Origin of the sequence: Chromobacterium sphagni, from assembly GCF_001855575.1 — a bacterium.
Classification (GTDB): Bacteria; Pseudomonadota; Gammaproteobacteria; order Burkholderiales; family Chromobacteriaceae; genus Chromobacterium; species Chromobacterium sphagni.
Window position 1 is genome coordinate 65,379 of sequence record NZ_MKCS01000001.1, and the last position, 14,795, is coordinate 80,173.

Sequence of the window (14,795 nt, forward strand, 5' to 3'; positions counted from 1 at the left end):
CCGGCCCCCGCGGACGCGAACCCCGGTGGAAAATCTCGGGACTCGCCGCCGCGGGGGCCGGCATGGACGGCTGCGGATCCGGAATCAGCCGGTCAGGCGCTGCAGCGCCTCGCGGTACTTGGCGGCGGTTTTCTCGCGCACCTCCAGCGGCACCGCCGGCGCCGGCGCCTGCTTGTTCCAGCCGGAGGCTTCCAGCCAGTCGCGGACGAACTGCTTGTCGAAGGACGGCGGGTTGCTGCCTTCGGCGTAGCTGTCGGCCGGCCAGAAACGGCTGGAGTCGGGCGTCAGCGCCTCGTCCATCAGCGTCAGGGTGCCATGCTCGTCCAGGCCGAACTCGAATTTGGTGTCGCAGATGATGATGCCGCGGGTGGCGGCGTATTCGGCGGCGGCCTGGTACAGCCGGATGGCGGTGTCTCGCACCTGGGCGGCCAGATCGGCGCCGATGATGTCCACGCACTGCTCGTAGCTGATGTTCTCGTCGTGGTCGCCCACCGCCGCCTTGGTGGACGGCGTGAAGATAGGCGCCGGCAGCTTGCCGGCTTCATTCAGCCCGGCCGGCAGCCGCAGGCCGCAAACGGTGCCGCTCTTTTGATATTCCTTCCAGCCGGAGCCGGCCAGGTAGCCGCGCACCACCGCCTCGATCGGCACCGCCTTCAGCCGCTTGGCCACCACCGCGCGGCCCTCAACCTGCGGCAGGTCGGCGGCCGACACCACGTCCTCCGGCTTGTCGCCGGTCAGGTGGTTGGGCACCAGGTCCTTGAGCTTGTCGAACCAGAAGTTGGAGATGGCGGTCAGGATCTGGCCCTTGGCCGGGATGGGATCGTCCAGGATCACGTCGAAGGCCGACAGCCGGTCGGTGGCTATCATCAGCATGCGTTGCTCGTCGATCTGGTACAGATCGCGCACCTTGCCGGAATAGATCTTCTTCAGGCTTGTCAGGTTGGTGGTGTTCAGTCCGGTCATCATGCTTCCTTCGAGGGCAAGGGTTCAATGCGTTTGAGCGCTTCGCGCCGCGACAGCGGCGACAGCGGCGTGGCGGCGACGAAGCCGCGCACGGAGTCTGGATCGGTATAGCCGTATTCGCGCAAGGCCCAGCCTATCGCCTTGCGGATGAAGAACTCGCCTTCGCCGGCATTTGCGGCGCAGTAGACGAACAGGCGCTCGCCGTCGGTTTCGCGCTTCCAATACAACTGGTGCAGGATGGCGACGCGGCGCAGCCAGAAGTCGCCATCCACGCTCAACGCGTCCATCCGCTGCTGCAAGGGGCGGTTGGCGCGCACCAGCTCGCCCACCACCCAGGCGGACAGACCGTCGACGGTGTCCCACCAGGATTTTTCCGCCGCCAGCGCCAGCAGCCGCGGCAGGCTGTCGGCCGGCAGCCGCGCCGCGCATTTGGCCAGCAGGTCCACTGCGGTGTATTGGAATTCGCGCTCCGGCTGCCGCCACAATGCTTCCGCCAACGCCAGCCAGGCTTCCGGACCGGCGTTCTTCAACGACTTCATCCACGGCGCGGCCAGCTTGCGCCGCGCCGGCGTCGCCACGCCCAGGAAATCGAACTGTTCGCGCATATAGGCGCGCATCGCCGGCCGCCTGGCGGGATCGGCGGCCGCCTCAAGCCGGAGGCGCAGGTCGGCCAATTCAAGCGCAACATTCATGGTTTCGGCTCTTCATCGTAAAACACCATGGCCGGATAGGGCTGGGCGCGGCAGGCCGCCAGGCGGCTGGCCAGCGAGCCGACGTGCAGCTCCAGCCGATGGCCGTCCGGATCCAGGAAGTAAAACGAGTCGCCCTCGCTGCGGTTGTCTTTCCAGCATGGCACGCCGGCATCGGTCAGCCGCGCCTTCCAGGCGGCGAAATCCGCCTGATCGACGCTGAAAGCGTAATGGGTGTAGCCGCCGCCGCTAGCCGCGTCGTCCAGCGCCAGGCATAGCCATAATCCGCCCAGGCTAAGGTAGCCGCCGCGCGCCCAGCGCGCGTGCGGCGCGGCGCGGCGCCCAACTGTGCATGGTAAAAACGCCAGGAGCGGTCAAGGTCGGTCACGGCCAGGGTCAGGTGGTTGAGTCCGTTCAGTTTCATCGCGGAAAAATGGCGAAGCCGCCGGCTTCGCCATCTGTTCCCATGCTACAGGGTGTCCTTCAACGCCCTGGCCTGCTCCAGCGCCTCGTCGACGCTGGCCGCCATCACGCTGAAGTGGCCCATCTTGCGGCCGGGACGCGGCTGCTTCTTGCCGTAGAGATGCAGCTGGGCATTGGGCGCTTCCGCCAGCACATCCCAGTGCGGCTCGCGGCCGTCCTCCTTCCACGCCTCGCCCAGCAGGTTCACCATCACCACCGGCGACAGCAGGTCGGTGCGGCCCGGCAGCAGGCCGCACATCGCGCGCACCTGCTGCTGGAACTGGTCGGTGAGGCAGGCGGTGAGCGTGTAGTGGCCGGAGTTGTGCGGACGCGGCGCGATCTCGTTGACCACCAGACTGTCGTCCCCCAGCACGAAGAACTCCACCGCCAGCACGCCGACGTAGTCCAGCTCCTCGGCCAGCCGCTGCGCCATCTTGCGCGCCTGCTCGGCCAGCTGCGGCGCCACCCGCGCCGGGACGATGGATTCGTCGAGAATGCCGTTCTTGTGGATGTTTTCCGCCAGCGGGAACACCGCGCTCTGCGCGGGGCTGACGCGGGTGACGATGGCCGACACTTCCAGCTTCAAGTCCAGCATCTTTTCCAGCACGCAAGCCTGGCCGCCCAGATCGGCGTAGGCGGCGCGCGCCTCGTCCTGGGTGCCCACCCGCACCTGGCCCTTGCCGTCGTAGCCCAGCCGCGCGGTTTTCAGGATGCCCGGCAGATAGGGCGTCAGGTCAACCTGGATGTCCTCGACGCTCTCTATCGCCAGATAGGGGGCGGTGGCCAAGCCGGCCTTGGCGATCCAGCTCTTCTCGGCGATGCGGTCCTGGGCGATGGCGACGCAGTCGCCGGACGGCGACACGCGGGTGCGCTTGGCCAGCTCGCGCATCGCGCCGGCATTGACGTTTTCGAATTCGGTGGTGACGGCGGCGCAGCTGTCGGCCAGCTCGCGCAGCGCGGACGGATCGTTGTAGGACGCCTGGATGTGGCGGTCGGCGAAGGCCGCCGCCGGGGCGTTTTCGTCGGGGTCCAGCACGGTGACGCGGTAGCCCATGGTCTTGGCGGCTACGACGAACATGCGGCCCAGCTGGCCCCCCCCCAGGATGCCCAGCATGGCCGGCGGCAGGATGGCGGCCATCATTCGATCTCCGGCAGCGTCATCGCCAGCACGGTTTCTTCCTGCTCTTTGCGGAAGGCCACCAGTTGCGCGGCCAGTTCCGGCCGGACACTGGCCAGCATGGCCACCGCGAACAGCGCGGCGTTGGCGGCGCCGGCCTCGCCGATGGCGAAGGTGGCCACCGGAATGCCCTTGGGCATCTGCACGATGGACAGCAGCGAATCCTCGCCGCGCAGGTATTTGGACGGCACCGGCACGCCCAGCACCGGCAGGTGGGTCTTGGCCGCCAGCATGCCCGGCAGGTGGGCGGCGCCGCCGGCGCCGGCGATGATGGCCTTCAAGCCGCGCCCGGCGGCCTGTTCGGCGTACTGGAACAACAGGTCCGGGGTACGGTGGGCGGAGACGACGCGGGTTTCGCAGGCGATGCCGAAGCTCTTCAGCATGCGCGCGGCGTGCTGCATCACTTCCCAATCGCTGTTGCTGCCCATCACGATGCCGACTTCAATCATGGAGATGCTGCTCGCAGTGGAGAGTAAACGGCGATTTTACCCGACTGCGGGGCCTACCCGGAATGGTTTTTTATTTTCAGATCAAGATAGTTAGCAGACGGAAAATTTCTCCTTGCCCGTGATTCACGCCAGTTTCGGATAGGTGAACAGCAACAGCTGCAGGGTATTGAAGCCCAGGTGCGCCAGCACCGCCAGCCACAGCTGGCGGCGCGCGGCATAGACCAGGCCGTAGCCTATGCCGGCCAGCGTGGCCAGCCCCGCCCAGACCCAGCCGCCGGCCAGATGGGCCAGGCCGAACAACAGCGACGCCGCCATCAGCGCGGCGAACGGTTCGGTGCGGATTTCCAGCCAGCGCTGCACGCCGCCGCGGAAGAAGGCCTCTTCCACCAGCGACACCAGGAAGCAGTTAGCGAACAACCAGGGCAGCAGCCAGGCCGGCCATTTAGGCGCCAGGGCTATGATGCCGAAGCCGGCGGCGATGCCGAACACGAACAGCAGCGCCAAGCCGCCCACCGCCGCCGCCGGCCAGCCCAGCGTGCGCTTGGGCAATGGCGCATGGCTCAGCTGCAGCAGCAGCAGCAGGCCGGCCAGGCCCTTGTCGTAGCTCCAGAACAGCTGGTAGGGCGCGCTGCCGGCGCTGGCCTTGCCCTGCCACAGCAGCGGGTTGTCGAAACCGGGCAGCGCATGCACCGCCAGCGCCAACAGCAGCGCCACCCATACCAGGAACAGCTCCGGCTTCGGGTAGCGGCGCAGGCTGAAAGTCAGGCCGGCGGCGGCCGCGGTCGCCAACACGCCCAGCGGCTGCAGCACGCCGGCGGCCAGCGCCAGCATCGCGCTGGTAATCAGGGCGATCCAGCCCGGGGCGGCGTGGCGCAGGCTGGCGGCGATAAGGCCCAGTGCCAGCAACGCGAAGGCGGCCAGCGTCAGGGTGGGCGGCAGGGGCATGGCGACTCCGTGGCGTTGAATGGCATAAGCCTCCGATGATAACGGCAGGCGGTGGTCCGGCAAAAGCCCGCCGCTCAGGGCCGGGCCGGCGGCCTGGGTTGCAGCAGGCGCCGCTGCTGGGCGTCGGCCAGGTAGCCGGCGATCTGCTCCACCTCTTCCGGCGCGATCGGCGCCTTGAACGCCACCCGCATCTTGTCGACTACCGCCTGCCAGCGCGCCTGGTTGAAGGTCGGCTGCAGCGCGATATAGTCGGCCGAATGGCAGATCAGGCATTTCTGCAGCGCCGGCAGATAGCCGGGGTGGCCGCTGTCCGGCAACATCGCGGTTTCATTGGGCAGCAGGATGGAGACGGCGCCGGCCGGACCCGCCAGCCAGGCCAACAGGACGAACAGGACGAACAGGACGGACTTCATCATGCGTCTCCCTTTATGGCGATTTCCACCCGCTCCACCACGTTGCGGGCATAGCCGCCGGGATTCCACGGCTGGCTCAGCGGCTGGGTCTGGCCGTCGTTGGCGGTGGCGCGGGCCATCAACAGCAAGGGGCCGGGACCGACCTTGTCCAGCGTATGCCGCCAGGGACGGAAGGCGAAACGGCTGGTTTCCCCGCCAAGGACGGCCGGCTGCCAGCTGCGGCCGCCATCGGCGGAAACGTCCACCCGGCGGATGCCGCTGCCACCGTCGAAGGCGATGCCGCGCAACTCCAGCCTGCCGTCCGGCGCCGCCGCCGTCTGGCCGCCGGCCAGGTTGGTGATGAAGCTGCGCACCTTCATCCGGGTGAGACGCAGCATCCGGTCCGGCTTGCTGCCGGGCGGAATGCCGTAGTCCGGCGTATCCGGCACCGTGTAGGCGGCGCTGGCGAACCAGCCGTCGAACACATGATCTATCACCTCTATCTGCGACAAGTGCTTCATCCAGTACGAGGCGTAGAAGCCCGGCACCACCAGCCGTATCGGGTAGCCGTTGAGCACCGGCAGCGGCCGGCCGTTCATCGCCCAGGCTATCATCGTCTCCGGCCGCAGCGCGTCGGCCAGGTCCAGCGAGCGGATGAAACTGGGCGTTTCCTCCAGCGCCGGCTGATCGGTGCCGCGGCAGGCGATCTGCACCGCGCCGTCGAGCACGCCGGCCGCTCGCAGCACATCGGCCAGCCGCACCCCGGTCATCTCCACGCAGGCCATCGAGCCGTTGCCCAGCTGCGCGCCCTGCACCCTGGGCTGCAGCAGCCCGCGGCCGTTGCCGGCGCACTGCATCACCACCGTCTGGCTGACCGTTTCGAAGCGGGTTTGCAGATCATGCAGCGTCAGCGTCAGCGGCTGCTTGACCATCCCCTTGATGGCGAGGGTATGGCTGGCGGCGTCAATGTCCAGCGGGTGGCCGGCCAGGTGATAACGGACGAACACCGCATCGTTGGGGGTGAGCAGGCTGTGATCGAACTGGGAAAACGGCGTTTCCAGATGCACCGGCCGGGTGGTAATGCGCAGCAGCGGCATCTTCTGCGGATAGGGCACCAACTCGCGCCAGCCGTTTTCAAAGCCCTGGTCCAGCCAGGGCGCCGCGCGCAGCCTGCCGGACAGCGCCAGCAGACCGGCGGCGGCCAGGCCGCCTTTCAATATCGCGCGCCGTTGCAGGGCGTCACCCATGATTGCGGCTCCTTGTATGCTCTAGGTGGGCCGGCAACCGCGCAGATGCCAATCGCATCGCCGGCGCTTGCGCCATCGTAGGCGCGCGCGCCGAATATGTCTACAGCATGGCCAGGATGGGAAACAGGCTGTTGCGTCAGCGGCGACGGCGACGGCGACGGCGACAGGAAAATACCCGCCAGATCGCGCCGCCGGTAGTGGCGGCAATGCCCGCCAGCGCCAGCATCACCCCCAGGCCGAACCCCGGCGGCATCTCGCCGGAATCGGGCGTGACCGGACGGGCCAGCAGCATAGACAGGAAGCCGGCGATCAGCAGCAGCACGCAGCCCAGCCAGTGCAAGCGGCGCAAGCGCCAGGCCTGGCGCAGCGAATACAGCAAGGCGGCGGCGTAGAGGACCAGCAGGGCAATCAGCGGAATCAGTTCGGGATGGATCAGGGGCATGTGGCGCGGGTCTGCTATCGGGCGGGGACCCTGGATAGACCCGCGCCGGGAGGCGAGGTTCAGCGTGGGGAACCATGGAGCCTGGTTGCTACTGCACCACGATGCCGCTCAGATGGTAGGTGCCGGTGCGGTTGGTCTGGCAGAACACCTTGGCCTTCACCGTAATGATCTTGCCCTTGTAGCGGCCCATGTCCTCCTGATTTAGCGCCAGGCTGGCCTTGGACTGCTCGCTGCAATCGGCGCCGTCGTCAAAGGTCATGGCCCGGCCCAGTTTCAGATGGTAGGCCTTGAAAAAGGTGCCGTCGGCCTTGCTGCCGGACGAGATCGGACCGATCACGGTGCCGCGCAGCGTGATCGGAGTTTCGCCGTCCTCGCGCACGGCAACGGCCTTGCCGGCGCAGGCCAGTTGGCTGGCCGCCAGCAGACAGAAGGCGGCGAGACGGGTGGTACGGTTTGTTTTCATGTTTTCTTGCTCATCGCGGTTAAGCCGCTCCTTGCGATGAGGAGCGGTGGTTTTTGCCAATCTCAGCGCGGCTGGCTACAGCGGAAGCCCAACTTGGCCAGCAAGGCCGGCTGGCTGGAGGCGACCTGCCAGTCGCCGCCGTTGCGGGTGAAACGCAATGCCAGCTTCTGGCCGCCCTTCTCCAGCTGCAGCCCCAGGCTGTTGCCGCGCCAGGATTTGAAGGTACTCTCCGCCGAGGCGTCTTTCAGGCTGCAGAACAGGCTGGCCTGTTCTGTCTGCGGCAGCGATACCAGTTGCAGGCGCCAGTCAGGCGAACTCTGCAGCTGCAATAGCGCGCTGCCGTCGGGAGACGGGGCCACCATGTTTTCGGTGCTGTAGGTGAAGAAGACCTTGCCGCTGCGATTGTCGATCAGCAGGCTGCCCGGAGCGTCATGACCGAATTGCAGATCCACGCGTTGCAGGGCATTGCCGGCCAGCGGTCCCTGGTAGAGGAAGGTGGAGCTGTCTCCATCGCCCTTGGCGACTTTCCAGCTCTTGAACTGCAGGCGCTGGCCGGCCGGCGTGGATACGGTCAGCAATTTGCCCTGACGCTGGCTGAGTTCAGGATGGGCCGCGATCATGCGCTTGTCGTCTTCCGGAATGCCCATCGGGTCCAGCAACTGGCGGCGGTCGCCGACTTCGCGCAGGATCTTCGCGCTGGCCGCGGCATCCAGTGTTTGCACCGCGATGGCGCGCGCGCCATGCTGCTGCCCGCGCAGCTGACCGGCCAGGTCGATCACCGGATCGCTGTCGAAATTGGTGATGGGCGCGGCAAGGGCGCCGCCTGCCGCCGATAGCAGCAGGCCAAGCAAGGGATAAATAGGTTTCATGATGAGAATAAGCGATACGGAATAATTTCCGCATCGCTTATGTCACTAACATTTGGCGATGTCAATGCAACTATGACCGCCCGTCCGCCCTCAGTGTCCGGCCAGCGCGTCCAGCACCTTGCTCGACAGCGCCTGCGGCTGCGCGGTGACGCGTAACAGGTGGCGCAGTGCCGGATGGGGCGGGCGGTGCACGGCGATGCCTTCGGCCAACAGCTGGCGTTGGATGGCCTCGCCGCTGACGGCGTTGGGATAGAGCACGCTGACGAAGTTGGTGTGCGAGGGCAGCACCGCCAGGTCGCGCACGCGCAGCGCGGCGTCCAGCTTGTCGCGCAGCTGCACGGTGGCCTGCACCAGCTGGCGCGCGTAGTCCGGGTCGTCCAGCACCAGTTGCGCCGCGTGCTGGGCCAGGCCGGACAAGGCGTACTGCGGGCGGATCTGGTCGGCCTTGGCTATCATCTCGGCCTGGGCCAGCGCAAAGCCGACGCGCAGCCCGGCCAGGCCGTAGGCCTTGGACAGCGTGCGCAGCCGCAGGGTATTGGGCAAGACACCCGCAAGAGGGGCATCATGCGGGTCGGTACAGAAATCGATATAGGCTTCGTCCAGGATCAGCATGGTCTGGGTCGGCAGTTGCTGACGCAGCGCCTGGATGTCGGCGGCCGACCAATAGTGGCCGGTGGGATTGTCGGGATTGGCCAGGTAGAGCACCACCGCGCGTTCGGCGTGCACCACCTCGCACAGGCGCGCCAGGTCAGGCCGCAGACCAATGCCCTGCGCCTGGTAGGGCACCTCCAGGATGCGCGCGCCCACGCCTTCGGCGAAGTAGCGGAAAGCGGGATAGGTGCCGGCGCTGCACACCACCGCGTCGCCGGCATTGCAGCGCAGCCGCAGCGCCAGCAGGATCAGGCTGTCGGCGCCGCTGTCGAAGATCACCTGGCTGCTTTCCACCCCGTGGCGTTGCGCGGCGCGTTCGCGCAGCGCCAGCGCGTAGGGATCGGGATACAGCCGCGCCAGCTCGGCCAGCGCCTCGCCCCACTGCGCCAGCAGCGGCGACTCCGGCTTGTTCATGCTTTCATTGGCGCCCAGCCGGCTGACCACCTTGTGCCCCAGCGCCGCCTCCAGCTTGGCGATGCCGGGAAAGGGATTGACGATGGTATGGTGTTCCAGGTGGCGGGCGTAGTGTGGCATGGCGGTTCCGATTCCCAAGGTGACGACGGCCATTCTAGGCCAACGCGTGTTCAGACAAACGATCGCTTGGAAATATCCTTAGCGCAAAGGAATCTCCCGGGTCAGCGGGCGGCCGAAGCCTCGCCCTTGGCCGCGGACGCGTCCACGTGGGGAGCCGGGGCGGCAGGATGGGACGCGGGACGGGACGGCGGAGCCTTGGGCAATACCAGCGGTCCTTTGTAACCACAGGCGGCCAGGGCCAGGGTCAGGCTTGCACAAGCGAGCAGGGTACGCATACTGACAGCAATCCGATATGGCAAAATCAGCATACTAGCAAAACCACGCCGCGCCGTGTTGCATCCGGCCGGCCATACAGGAAGCCACCATGAACGAAAGCGAATTTCTGCAACTGAGCGACGCCATCTTCGAACAGATCCAGGCCGCGATAGACGACTACGATCTGGACGTCGACGCGCTGCTGCTGGGCAATGTGCTGGAGATCGAGTTTGAAAGCGGCGAGAAGGTGATCGTCAACCGCCACGCCGCCAACCAGGAGCTGTGGATCGCCGCCAAGAGCGGCGGCTACCACTTCGCCCGCAAAGGCGACGCCTGGATCGCCAGCCGCGACGGCGCGGAATTCTTCTCCACCCTGGCCGAGGCCATCCGCGCCGGCAGCGGCGCCCAATTCGATTTCGACCTCTGAACGCCGCCTTCCCGGCCGGGCGCGCCAATCCTGCCGGCAAGCCTGCACGGCTCCGGCAGCGCGCCGCCGCCGTCATCGTCGTGATCGCCGCCGTGCTGTGCTGCTACGCGGTGCAGCTGAAAAACCGTCTGGCCTGGGACGACGCGCTGGACGTATGGGGTGTGCACGGCGTCGGCGGCCTGCTGATGGGCAATCCCGACTTCCTGTGGACGCAAGCGGCCGCCGCGGTGGTGTCGGGCGTGTGGGCGTTCGCCTTCACCTACGGCATGTTGTGGCTGAATAGACGGCGTCACCCCGGTCAAGGTGGACGCCGCCACCCAGCAGGCTCGGTCTGGATAACGCGCTGCACGGCGAGCAGGCCTATTTCCGACACCGGCGGCGGCATCCGCCGCGCGCCCAAGCCGCGGCGCGCCTGCGGCTTTTTGCCGGGAGCGGAGCCGCGCCGCTAAACGCTCCAGGCCCGATGCAGCAGCGCCACCGCCACCGCCGTCACCAGCAGGGAGAATCCGCGCAGCACCTGCGGCGGCGACAGCCGGCGGATCAGGCGCCGGCCCAGCAGCATGCCGCCCATCGCCGCCAGCACGAAAACGGCGCTGGGCAGCGCCGGGATGTGTACGCCATGCCTCCAGGCGGCCAGCACGCCGCCGCCGCCGACCAAAGCGATCACCAGCAGCGAGGTGGCGACGATGGCCTGCATGGACAGATTGCTCAACCGGCGCAAAGCCGGCACGATGACGAAGCCGCCGCCCACCCCCAGCAGGCCGGTGAGAAATCCGGTAAGCGCGCCGATGCCGGCCAGCGCGCAAGCGCCGGCCAGGTTCCAGCGCAGCCGGCCGGTATCCGGGTTCAGGCGGCACGGCGCGGCGCGCCCATGCTGCGCGGCGGCGGCGGAACCGGCAGAACGCCACGAACGCGCGGCCACGATCAGCATCGCCAGCGCGAACAGGCTGGACAGCAGCGGTGCCGGCAGCAGGTGAGCGGCGCGGGTCCCCAACATGGCGAACGGCACGCCGCTGGCCGCCATCCACGCGGCGGCGCGGTAGCGCACCAATTGCCGGCGCCAGCCCTCGTAAGCGCCCAACCCGGCGCCGGCCGCCACCGCCAGCAAGGCCACCGGCGCCGCCTGCGGCAGGGTCCAGCCCTGGCTGGCCATCAGCGCCGGAATCGCCAGGATGCCGCCGCCGGCGCCGGTCAAGCCCAGCACCGCGCCTATCAGCGCGCCCAGGACCAGCATCAGCAGCATGTGGGCGCCTGCGTCGTCGTTGCGGCGCCAAACGGGAAAAGCGTCATCGGGCAGTCTTTGCGAAATATCCTGGCCATCATTATATAAATTTATATAATTTAGGACCATACCGGGAGGACAACATGCCAGCGCAGATCGAAAGCTTCTACGACGCCGCCACCGGCACCGTCAGCCACGTGGTCTACGACCGGGCCGGCGGCCATGCCGCGGCGATAGACCCGGTGCTGGATTTCGACCCCAGGTCCGCCCGCACCTCGGGCCGCTCGGCCGACCGGCTGCTGGACTTCCTGCGCGGCCAGCGACTGACGCTGCAATGGATACTGGAAACCCATGCCCATGCCGACCATCTGTCGGCGGCGGCCTATCTGAAGCAGCGGGCCGGCGGCCGGATCGCCATCGGCGAGCGCATCACCCAGGTGCAGGACATTTTCCGCCAGGTGTTCAACCTGGAACCGGATTTCCGTAGCGACGGCTCGCAATTCGACCATCTATTCCGGGACGGCGAGACTTTCCGCATCGGCGAGTTGGAAGCCGAGGTGCTATGGGTGCCGGGCCATACCCCGGCGGACGTCGCCTACCGGATAGACGATGCGGTGTTCGTCGGCGACACGCTGTTCATGCCGGACGCCGGCACCGCCCGCTGCGACTTTCCCGGCGGCGACGCCGCCGCTCTGTATCGCTCGATCCGCCGGCTGCTGGCGCTGCCGGACCACACCCGGCTGCTGATGTGCCACGACTACCCGCCGGCCGGACGCGAGCCGGCCTGGTGCTCGACAGTGGCCGAGCAGCGCCGCGCCAATCTGCATGCGCATGACGGGGTGGAGGAGACCGATTTCGTGGCGATGCGCGAGGCGCGCGACGCGACGCTCTGCATGCCGCAACTGCTGCTGCCAGCGGTGCAGGTCAATATCCGCGCCGGCCAGTTGCCGCCGGCCGAGGCCAACGGCGTGCGCTATCTGAAGCTGCCGCTGGACGCGCTGTAACGCGCGGCCGTCAACGGCGGGTTTGCGACTTGGCCAGGTCCAGCGCCTTGGCGCGGGCGCCGACGTCGCCCTGCACCGCCGCCTTGGCGTACCAGCGGATGGCGGCGGGAATGTCCCGCTTCACTCCCTCGCCATGCTCGTACATGCTGGCGATCAGGTACTGCGCGCCGACATCGCCCTGCTTGGCGGCCTCCTCGTACCAGTGGGCCGCCAGCCGGTCGTCCTGCGGCGCGCCGCGGCCGAGGAAATACTGGGTGCCCAGATCGATCTCGGCCGCCAGATAGCCCTGGCGCGCCGCCAGCTGGAACCAGCGAGTCGCCTCGGTAAGCGACTTGGGCACGCCGTCGCCGCGCTCCGCCAGCAAGCCCAGCGCGTATTGTGCCTGCGCCAGCTGCTCGTCGGCGGCGCGGCGCAGCCAGTACAACGCCTGCGTTTTGTCCACCGGCCCAGCCTCGCCGCGCCAGTCCATCATCGCCAGATCGAAGGCCGCCACCCGGTCGCCGCGCTCGGCCGCCTGCCAGAAGGCAATGCGAGCGGCGGACAAGCGCCCATCCTGGTATTCGCGCCAACCCGGCACTTTCGGCGCCGCCGCCAACGCGCCCAGGCTGAACAACAGCAACGCCGCAAACCGTTTCATCGCATTCTCCCCTGATTGCAGATTAGTCGGCGATGGCGGCGGCTTCTGATGGCGCGGACAAAATGATGTTGTGCTCCCGGCGCGGCACGCGGCAGGCTACAATGTTTCGACTAGTTGCTATTGCCCCTGGAGTCCCCCAATGAGTTCCCCACTGGTTGATCCGCTGTGGTCGGCCATCCGCGATGAAACGCTGGTGGCGGTGAATGACGAACCGCTGCTAGCCAGTTTCCTGCACATGACCGTTTTGCGCCACGCCACGCTGGAAGACGTGCTGGCCTTCCATCTGTCCAGCAAGCTCGCCAGTCCGGTGATGGACCCGCGCGCGCTGCTGGAATTGTTCCGCGAGGCCTTCCAGGCCGATCCCGCCGTCAGCGCGGCGATGCGCGCCGACATCCGCGCCTGCTATGAGCGCGACCCGGCCTGCGACAGCTATTCCACGCCGCTGCTGTACTTCAAGGGCTTCCACGCCATCCAAAGCCAGCGCATCACCCACTGGCTGTGGCAGCAGAACCGCCGCACGCTGGCGCTGTTCCTGCAGAACCGCATCTCCGAAGTGACCGGCGCCGACATTCATCCCGCGGCGCGCATAGGCGAGGGCGTGATGCTGGACCATGGCACCGGTCTGGTGGTGGGCGAAACCGCCGTGATAGGCAACAATGTCTCCATCCTGCACGGCGTGACGCTGGGCGGCTCCGGCAAGGAGCGCGGCGACCGCCATCCCAAAATAGGCGATGGCGTGATGCTGGGCGCCGGCTCGGCGGTGCTGGGCAATATCAGCGTCGGCGAATGCGCCAAGGTCGGCGCCGGCAGCGTGGTGCTGGAAGACGTGGCGGCGCATACCACGGTGGCAGGCGTGCCGGCGCGGGTGGTGGCGCAGGCTTGTCCCGGCACCCCGGCGCTGGACATGGACCAACGGGTGTAGCCCATGCCGACGGCTTGGCTCGCTGTAGTTTAGCGGCTACAATTCGCGCGCTGACGACCGCCCCGATATTGCCCGGCGGCGTCAGGTTCATCAGGAAAGCCACCCCATGAACGTCAAAGTTGTCGATTACCGCGCGCCGGATGCGGCGGAACGCTTCACCCGTTCGCTACACGAGACCGGCTTCGGCGTGCTCACCAACCATCCGATTCCGCAAGACCTGGTGGAGAAGATCTACGCCGACTGGCTGCGCTTCTTCAACAGCGAAGAGAAGTTCGACTACGCCTTCTCGATGGAAAAGCAGGACGGCTGGTTCTCACCGGAAGTCTCCGAGACCGCCAAGGGCGCCAGCCTCAAGGACATCAAGGAATACTTCCACGTCTACCCGTGGGGCCGCGTGCCGCCGGCGCTCAAGGCCGACGCCGATCGCTACTATCAGGTGGCCAACCAGCTGGCGCGCGAGCTGCTGTCCTGGGTGCAGCAATACACCCCGGCCGCCATCGCCGCCAACTACCGCGAGCCGCTGTCGCACATGATCGAAGACAGCCAGCAGACGCTGCTGCGCGTGCTGCGCTACCCGCCGCTGACCGGCAAGGAGCCGGCCGGCTCCTTGCGCGCCGCCGCACATGGCGACATCAACCTGCTGACCATCCTGCCCGCGGCCAACGAGCCCGGCCTGCAGGTGCAGGACAAGAACGGCGACTGGATAGACGTGCCCTGTGATTTCGGCACTCTGGTGGTGAACATCGGCGACATGCTGCAGGAAGCGTCCGCCGGCTTCTATCCGTCCACCCAGCACCGCGTGGTCAACCCCAGCGGCGAGGGCGCGAAGAAGAGCCGGGTCTCGCTGCCGCTGTTCCTGCACCCGCGCCCGGAAGTGGTGCTGTCCGACCGCCACAGCGCCGGCAGCTACCTGGACGAGCGCCTGCGCGAGCTGGGCGTGAAGATGTAAGCCCACCGCCGCGAGAAAAGGCCGAAGCCCCGCTTCGGCTTTTTTTTCGGGCTGCGTCGGCAGGCTGCGCCAACTACGATGACAGTAGGACGCGGT

19 protein-coding genes and 1 pseudogene are annotated in these 14,795 nt (G+C 67.4%); 5 read left to right on the top strand and 15 right to left on the bottom strand.

What is annotated here, in order from left to right:
* Nucleotides 1-84: 84 nt before the first annotated feature.
* The 13 genes and pseudogenes from BI347_RS00325 to lptM all read right to left on the bottom strand — a co-directional run bounded on the left by BI347_RS00325 (nucleotide 85) and on the right by lptM (nucleotide 9,591).
* The gene (locus BI347_RS00325) at nucleotides 85-963 is read right to left on the bottom strand and encodes a phosphoribosylaminoimidazolesuccinocarboxamide synthase (RefSeq protein ID WP_071111760.1); all 879 of its coding nucleotides are present in this window, start codon (nucleotides 961-963) and stop codon (nucleotides 85-87) included.
* Complete coding sequence (locus BI347_RS00330; protein ID WP_071115062.1) at nucleotides 963-1,655, bottom strand: DNA alkylation repair protein; 693 nt, start codon at nucleotides 1,653-1,655, stop codon at nucleotides 963-965. Before BI347_RS00330 ends, BI347_RS00325 begins: the two co-directional genes overlap by 1 nt.
* Nucleotides 1,652-2,076, bottom strand: a pseudogene (locus BI347_RS00335) (VOC family protein). Before BI347_RS00335 ends, BI347_RS00330 begins: the two are co-directional and overlap by 4 nt.
* Nucleotides 2,077-2,121: 45 nt before the next feature.
* Nucleotides 2,122-3,252 carry a 5-(carboxyamino)imidazole ribonucleotide synthase gene (locus tag BI347_RS00340; protein WP_071112069.1) on the bottom strand — a complete coding sequence of 377 codons (1,131 nt, stop codon included), beginning with the start codon at nucleotides 3,250-3,252 and terminating at the stop codon, nucleotides 2,122-2,124.
* The gene (gene purE, locus BI347_RS00345; RefSeq protein ID WP_071111757.1) at nucleotides 3,252-3,740 is read right to left on the bottom strand and encodes a 5-(carboxyamino)imidazole ribonucleotide mutase; all 489 of its coding nucleotides are present in this window, start codon (nucleotides 3,738-3,740) and stop codon (nucleotides 3,252-3,254) included. The genes BI347_RS00340 and purE overlap by 1 nt, the downstream gene beginning before the upstream one ends.
* Before the next feature lie 123 nt (nucleotides 3,741-3,863).
* The gene (locus tag BI347_RS00350) at nucleotides 3,864-4,685 is read right to left on the bottom strand and encodes a CPBP family intramembrane glutamic endopeptidase (RefSeq protein WP_071115063.1); all 822 of its coding nucleotides are present in this window, start codon (nucleotides 4,683-4,685) and stop codon (nucleotides 3,864-3,866) included.
* A gap of 74 nt (nucleotides 4,686-4,759) precedes the next feature.
* Nucleotides 4,760-5,101, bottom strand: a complete 342-nt coding sequence (locus BI347_RS00355; RefSeq protein ID WP_139167151.1) for a cytochrome c — start codon at nucleotides 5,099-5,101, stop codon at nucleotides 4,760-4,762.
* Nucleotides 5,098-6,324, bottom strand: a complete 1,227-nt coding sequence (locus BI347_RS00360) for a molybdopterin-dependent oxidoreductase (RefSeq protein ID WP_071115065.1) — start codon at nucleotides 6,322-6,324, stop codon at nucleotides 5,098-5,100. Before BI347_RS00360 ends, BI347_RS00355 begins: the two co-directional genes overlap by 4 nt.
* Before the next feature lie 136 nt (nucleotides 6,325-6,460).
* Nucleotides 6,461-6,766, bottom strand: coding sequence for a hypothetical protein (locus BI347_RS00365; protein ID WP_071115066.1), 306 nt, complete (start codon nucleotides 6,764-6,766; stop codon nucleotides 6,461-6,463).
* 88 nt (nucleotides 6,767-6,854) lie between these two features.
* The gene (locus BI347_RS00370) at nucleotides 6,855-7,229 is read right to left on the bottom strand and encodes a hypothetical protein (protein ID WP_071111752.1); all 375 of its coding nucleotides are present in this window, start codon (nucleotides 7,227-7,229) and stop codon (nucleotides 6,855-6,857) included.
* A gap of 62 nt (nucleotides 7,230-7,291) precedes the next feature.
* Nucleotides 7,292-8,098 carry a hypothetical protein gene (locus tag BI347_RS00375; protein WP_139166885.1) on the bottom strand — a complete coding sequence of 269 codons (807 nt, stop codon included), beginning with the start codon at nucleotides 8,096-8,098 and terminating at the stop codon, nucleotides 7,292-7,294.
* A 90-nt stretch (nucleotides 8,099-8,188) separates the two neighbouring features.
* Complete coding sequence (locus BI347_RS00380; protein WP_071116305.1) at nucleotides 8,189-9,283, bottom strand: pyridoxal phosphate-dependent aminotransferase; 1,095 nt, start codon at nucleotides 9,281-9,283, stop codon at nucleotides 8,189-8,191.
* A 101-nt stretch (nucleotides 9,284-9,384) separates the two neighbouring features.
* Nucleotides 9,385-9,591: an LPS translocon maturation chaperone LptM gene (lptM, locus tag BI347_RS24925; protein ID WP_101686110.1), complete on the bottom strand. Its 207-nt coding sequence runs from the start codon at nucleotides 9,589-9,591 to the stop codon at nucleotides 9,385-9,387.
* A 56-nt stretch (nucleotides 9,592-9,647) separates the two neighbouring features.
* Here lptM and cyaY point away from each other — a divergent pair, with 56 nt between their 5' ends.
* Together cyaY and BI347_RS00390 are read left to right on the top strand one after the other, a co-directional pair.
* Nucleotides 9,648-9,965 carry an iron donor protein CyaY gene (cyaY, locus tag BI347_RS00385; protein ID WP_071111750.1) on the top strand — a complete coding sequence of 106 codons (318 nt, stop codon included), beginning with the start codon at nucleotides 9,648-9,650 and terminating at the stop codon, nucleotides 9,963-9,965.
* 74 nt (nucleotides 9,966-10,039) lie between these two features.
* Nucleotides 10,040-10,414: a hypothetical protein gene (locus BI347_RS00390; protein WP_275638206.1), complete on the top strand. Its 375-nt coding sequence runs from the start codon at nucleotides 10,040-10,042 to the stop codon at nucleotides 10,412-10,414.
* Here BI347_RS00390 and BI347_RS00395 read toward each other — a convergent pair.
* Nucleotides 10,411-11,208 (bottom strand): sulfite exporter TauE/SafE family protein, encoded by a 798-nt coding sequence (locus tag BI347_RS00395; protein ID WP_071111748.1) that lies wholly within the window; start codon nucleotides 11,206-11,208, stop codon nucleotides 10,411-10,413. The genes BI347_RS00390 and BI347_RS00395 overlap by 4 nt on opposite strands.
* Nucleotides 11,209-11,330: 122 nt before the next feature.
* On the opposite strand from BI347_RS00395, the gene BI347_RS00400 reads away from it, so the two are divergent.
* The gene (locus tag BI347_RS00400; RefSeq protein WP_071115068.1) at nucleotides 11,331-12,191 is read left to right on the top strand and encodes an MBL fold metallo-hydrolase; all 861 of its coding nucleotides are present in this window, start codon (nucleotides 11,331-11,333) and stop codon (nucleotides 12,189-12,191) included.
* 10 nt (nucleotides 12,192-12,201) lie between these two features.
* Here BI347_RS00400 and BI347_RS00405 read toward each other — a convergent pair whose 3' ends face one another.
* On the bottom strand, nucleotides 12,202-12,828 hold the full coding sequence (locus tag BI347_RS00405) for a tetratricopeptide repeat protein (protein WP_071111746.1): 627 nt from the start codon (nucleotides 12,826-12,828) through the stop codon (nucleotides 12,202-12,204).
* Nucleotides 12,829-12,967: 139 nt separating this feature from the next.
* On the opposite strand from BI347_RS00405, the gene cysE reads away from it, so the two are divergent.
* Nucleotides 12,968-13,750, top strand: a complete 783-nt coding sequence (gene cysE / locus BI347_RS00410) for a serine O-acetyltransferase (RefSeq protein WP_071111745.1) — start codon at nucleotides 12,968-12,970, stop codon at nucleotides 13,748-13,750.
* A 106-nt stretch (nucleotides 13,751-13,856) separates the two neighbouring features.
* Nucleotides 13,857-14,699, top strand: a complete 843-nt coding sequence (locus BI347_RS00415) for an isopenicillin N synthase family dioxygenase (RefSeq protein ID WP_071111744.1) — start codon at nucleotides 13,857-13,859, stop codon at nucleotides 14,697-14,699.
* The last annotated feature ends 96 nt before the right edge of the window (nucleotides 14,700-14,795 follow it).

Coding starts and splice junctions, on each gene's coding strand:
- BI347_RS00360 (WP_071115065.1), bottom strand. CDS start 6,324: ATGGGTGACGCCCTGCAACGGCGCGCGATATTGAAAGGCGGCCTGGCC.
- BI347_RS00340 (WP_071112069.1), bottom strand. CDS start 3,252: ATGGCCGCCATCCTGCCGCCGGCCATGCTGGGCATCCTGGGGGGGGGC.
- BI347_RS00375 (WP_139166885.1), bottom strand. CDS start 8,098: ATGAAACCTATTTATCCCTTGCTTGGCCTGCTGCTATCGGCGGCAGGC.
- BI347_RS00415 (WP_071111744.1), top strand. CDS start 13,857: ATGAACGTCAAAGTTGTCGATTACCGCGCGCCGGATGCGGCGGAACGC.
- BI347_RS00350 (WP_071115063.1), bottom strand. CDS start 4,685: ATGCCCCTGCCGCCCACCCTGACGCTGGCCGCCTTCGCGTTGCTGGCA.
- BI347_RS00400 (WP_071115068.1), top strand. CDS start 11,331: ATGCCAGCGCAGATCGAAAGCTTCTACGACGCCGCCACCGGCACCGTC.
- BI347_RS00325 (WP_071111760.1), bottom strand. CDS start 963: ATGACCGGACTGAACACCACCAACCTGACAAGCCTGAAGAAGATCTAT.
- BI347_RS00365 (WP_071115066.1), bottom strand. CDS start 6,766: ATGCCCCTGATCCATCCCGAACTGATTCCGCTGATTGCCCTGCTGGTC.
- BI347_RS00330 (WP_071115062.1), bottom strand. CDS start 1,655: ATGAATGTTGCGCTTGAATTGGCCGACCTGCGCCTCCGGCTTGAGGCG.
- purE (WP_071111757.1), bottom strand. CDS start 3,740: ATGATTGAAGTCGGCATCGTGATGGGCAGCAACAGCGATTGGGAAGTG.
- BI347_RS00380 (WP_071116305.1), bottom strand. CDS start 9,283: ATGCCACACTACGCCCGCCACCTGGAACACCATACCATCGTCAATCCC.
- BI347_RS00370 (WP_071111752.1), bottom strand. CDS start 7,229: ATGAAAACAAACCGTACCACCCGTCTCGCCGCCTTCTGTCTGCTGGCG.
- BI347_RS00355 (WP_139167151.1), bottom strand. CDS start 5,101: ATGATGAAGTCCGTCCTGTTCGTCCTGTTCGTCCTGTTGGCCTGGCTG.
- BI347_RS00395 (WP_071111748.1), bottom strand. CDS start 11,208: ATGCTGCTGATGCTGGTCCTGGGCGCGCTGATAGGCGCGGTGCTGGGC.
- BI347_RS00405 (WP_071111746.1), bottom strand. CDS start 12,828: ATGAAACGGTTTGCGGCGTTGCTGTTGTTCAGCCTGGGCGCGTTGGCG.
- lptM (WP_101686110.1), bottom strand. CDS start 9,591: ATGCTGATTTTGCCATATCGGATTGCTGTCAGTATGCGTACCCTGCTC.
- cyaY (WP_071111750.1), top strand. CDS start 9,648: ATGAACGAAAGCGAATTTCTGCAACTGAGCGACGCCATCTTCGAACAG.
- cysE (WP_071111745.1), top strand. CDS start 12,968: ATGAGTTCCCCACTGGTTGATCCGCTGTGGTCGGCCATCCGCGATGAA.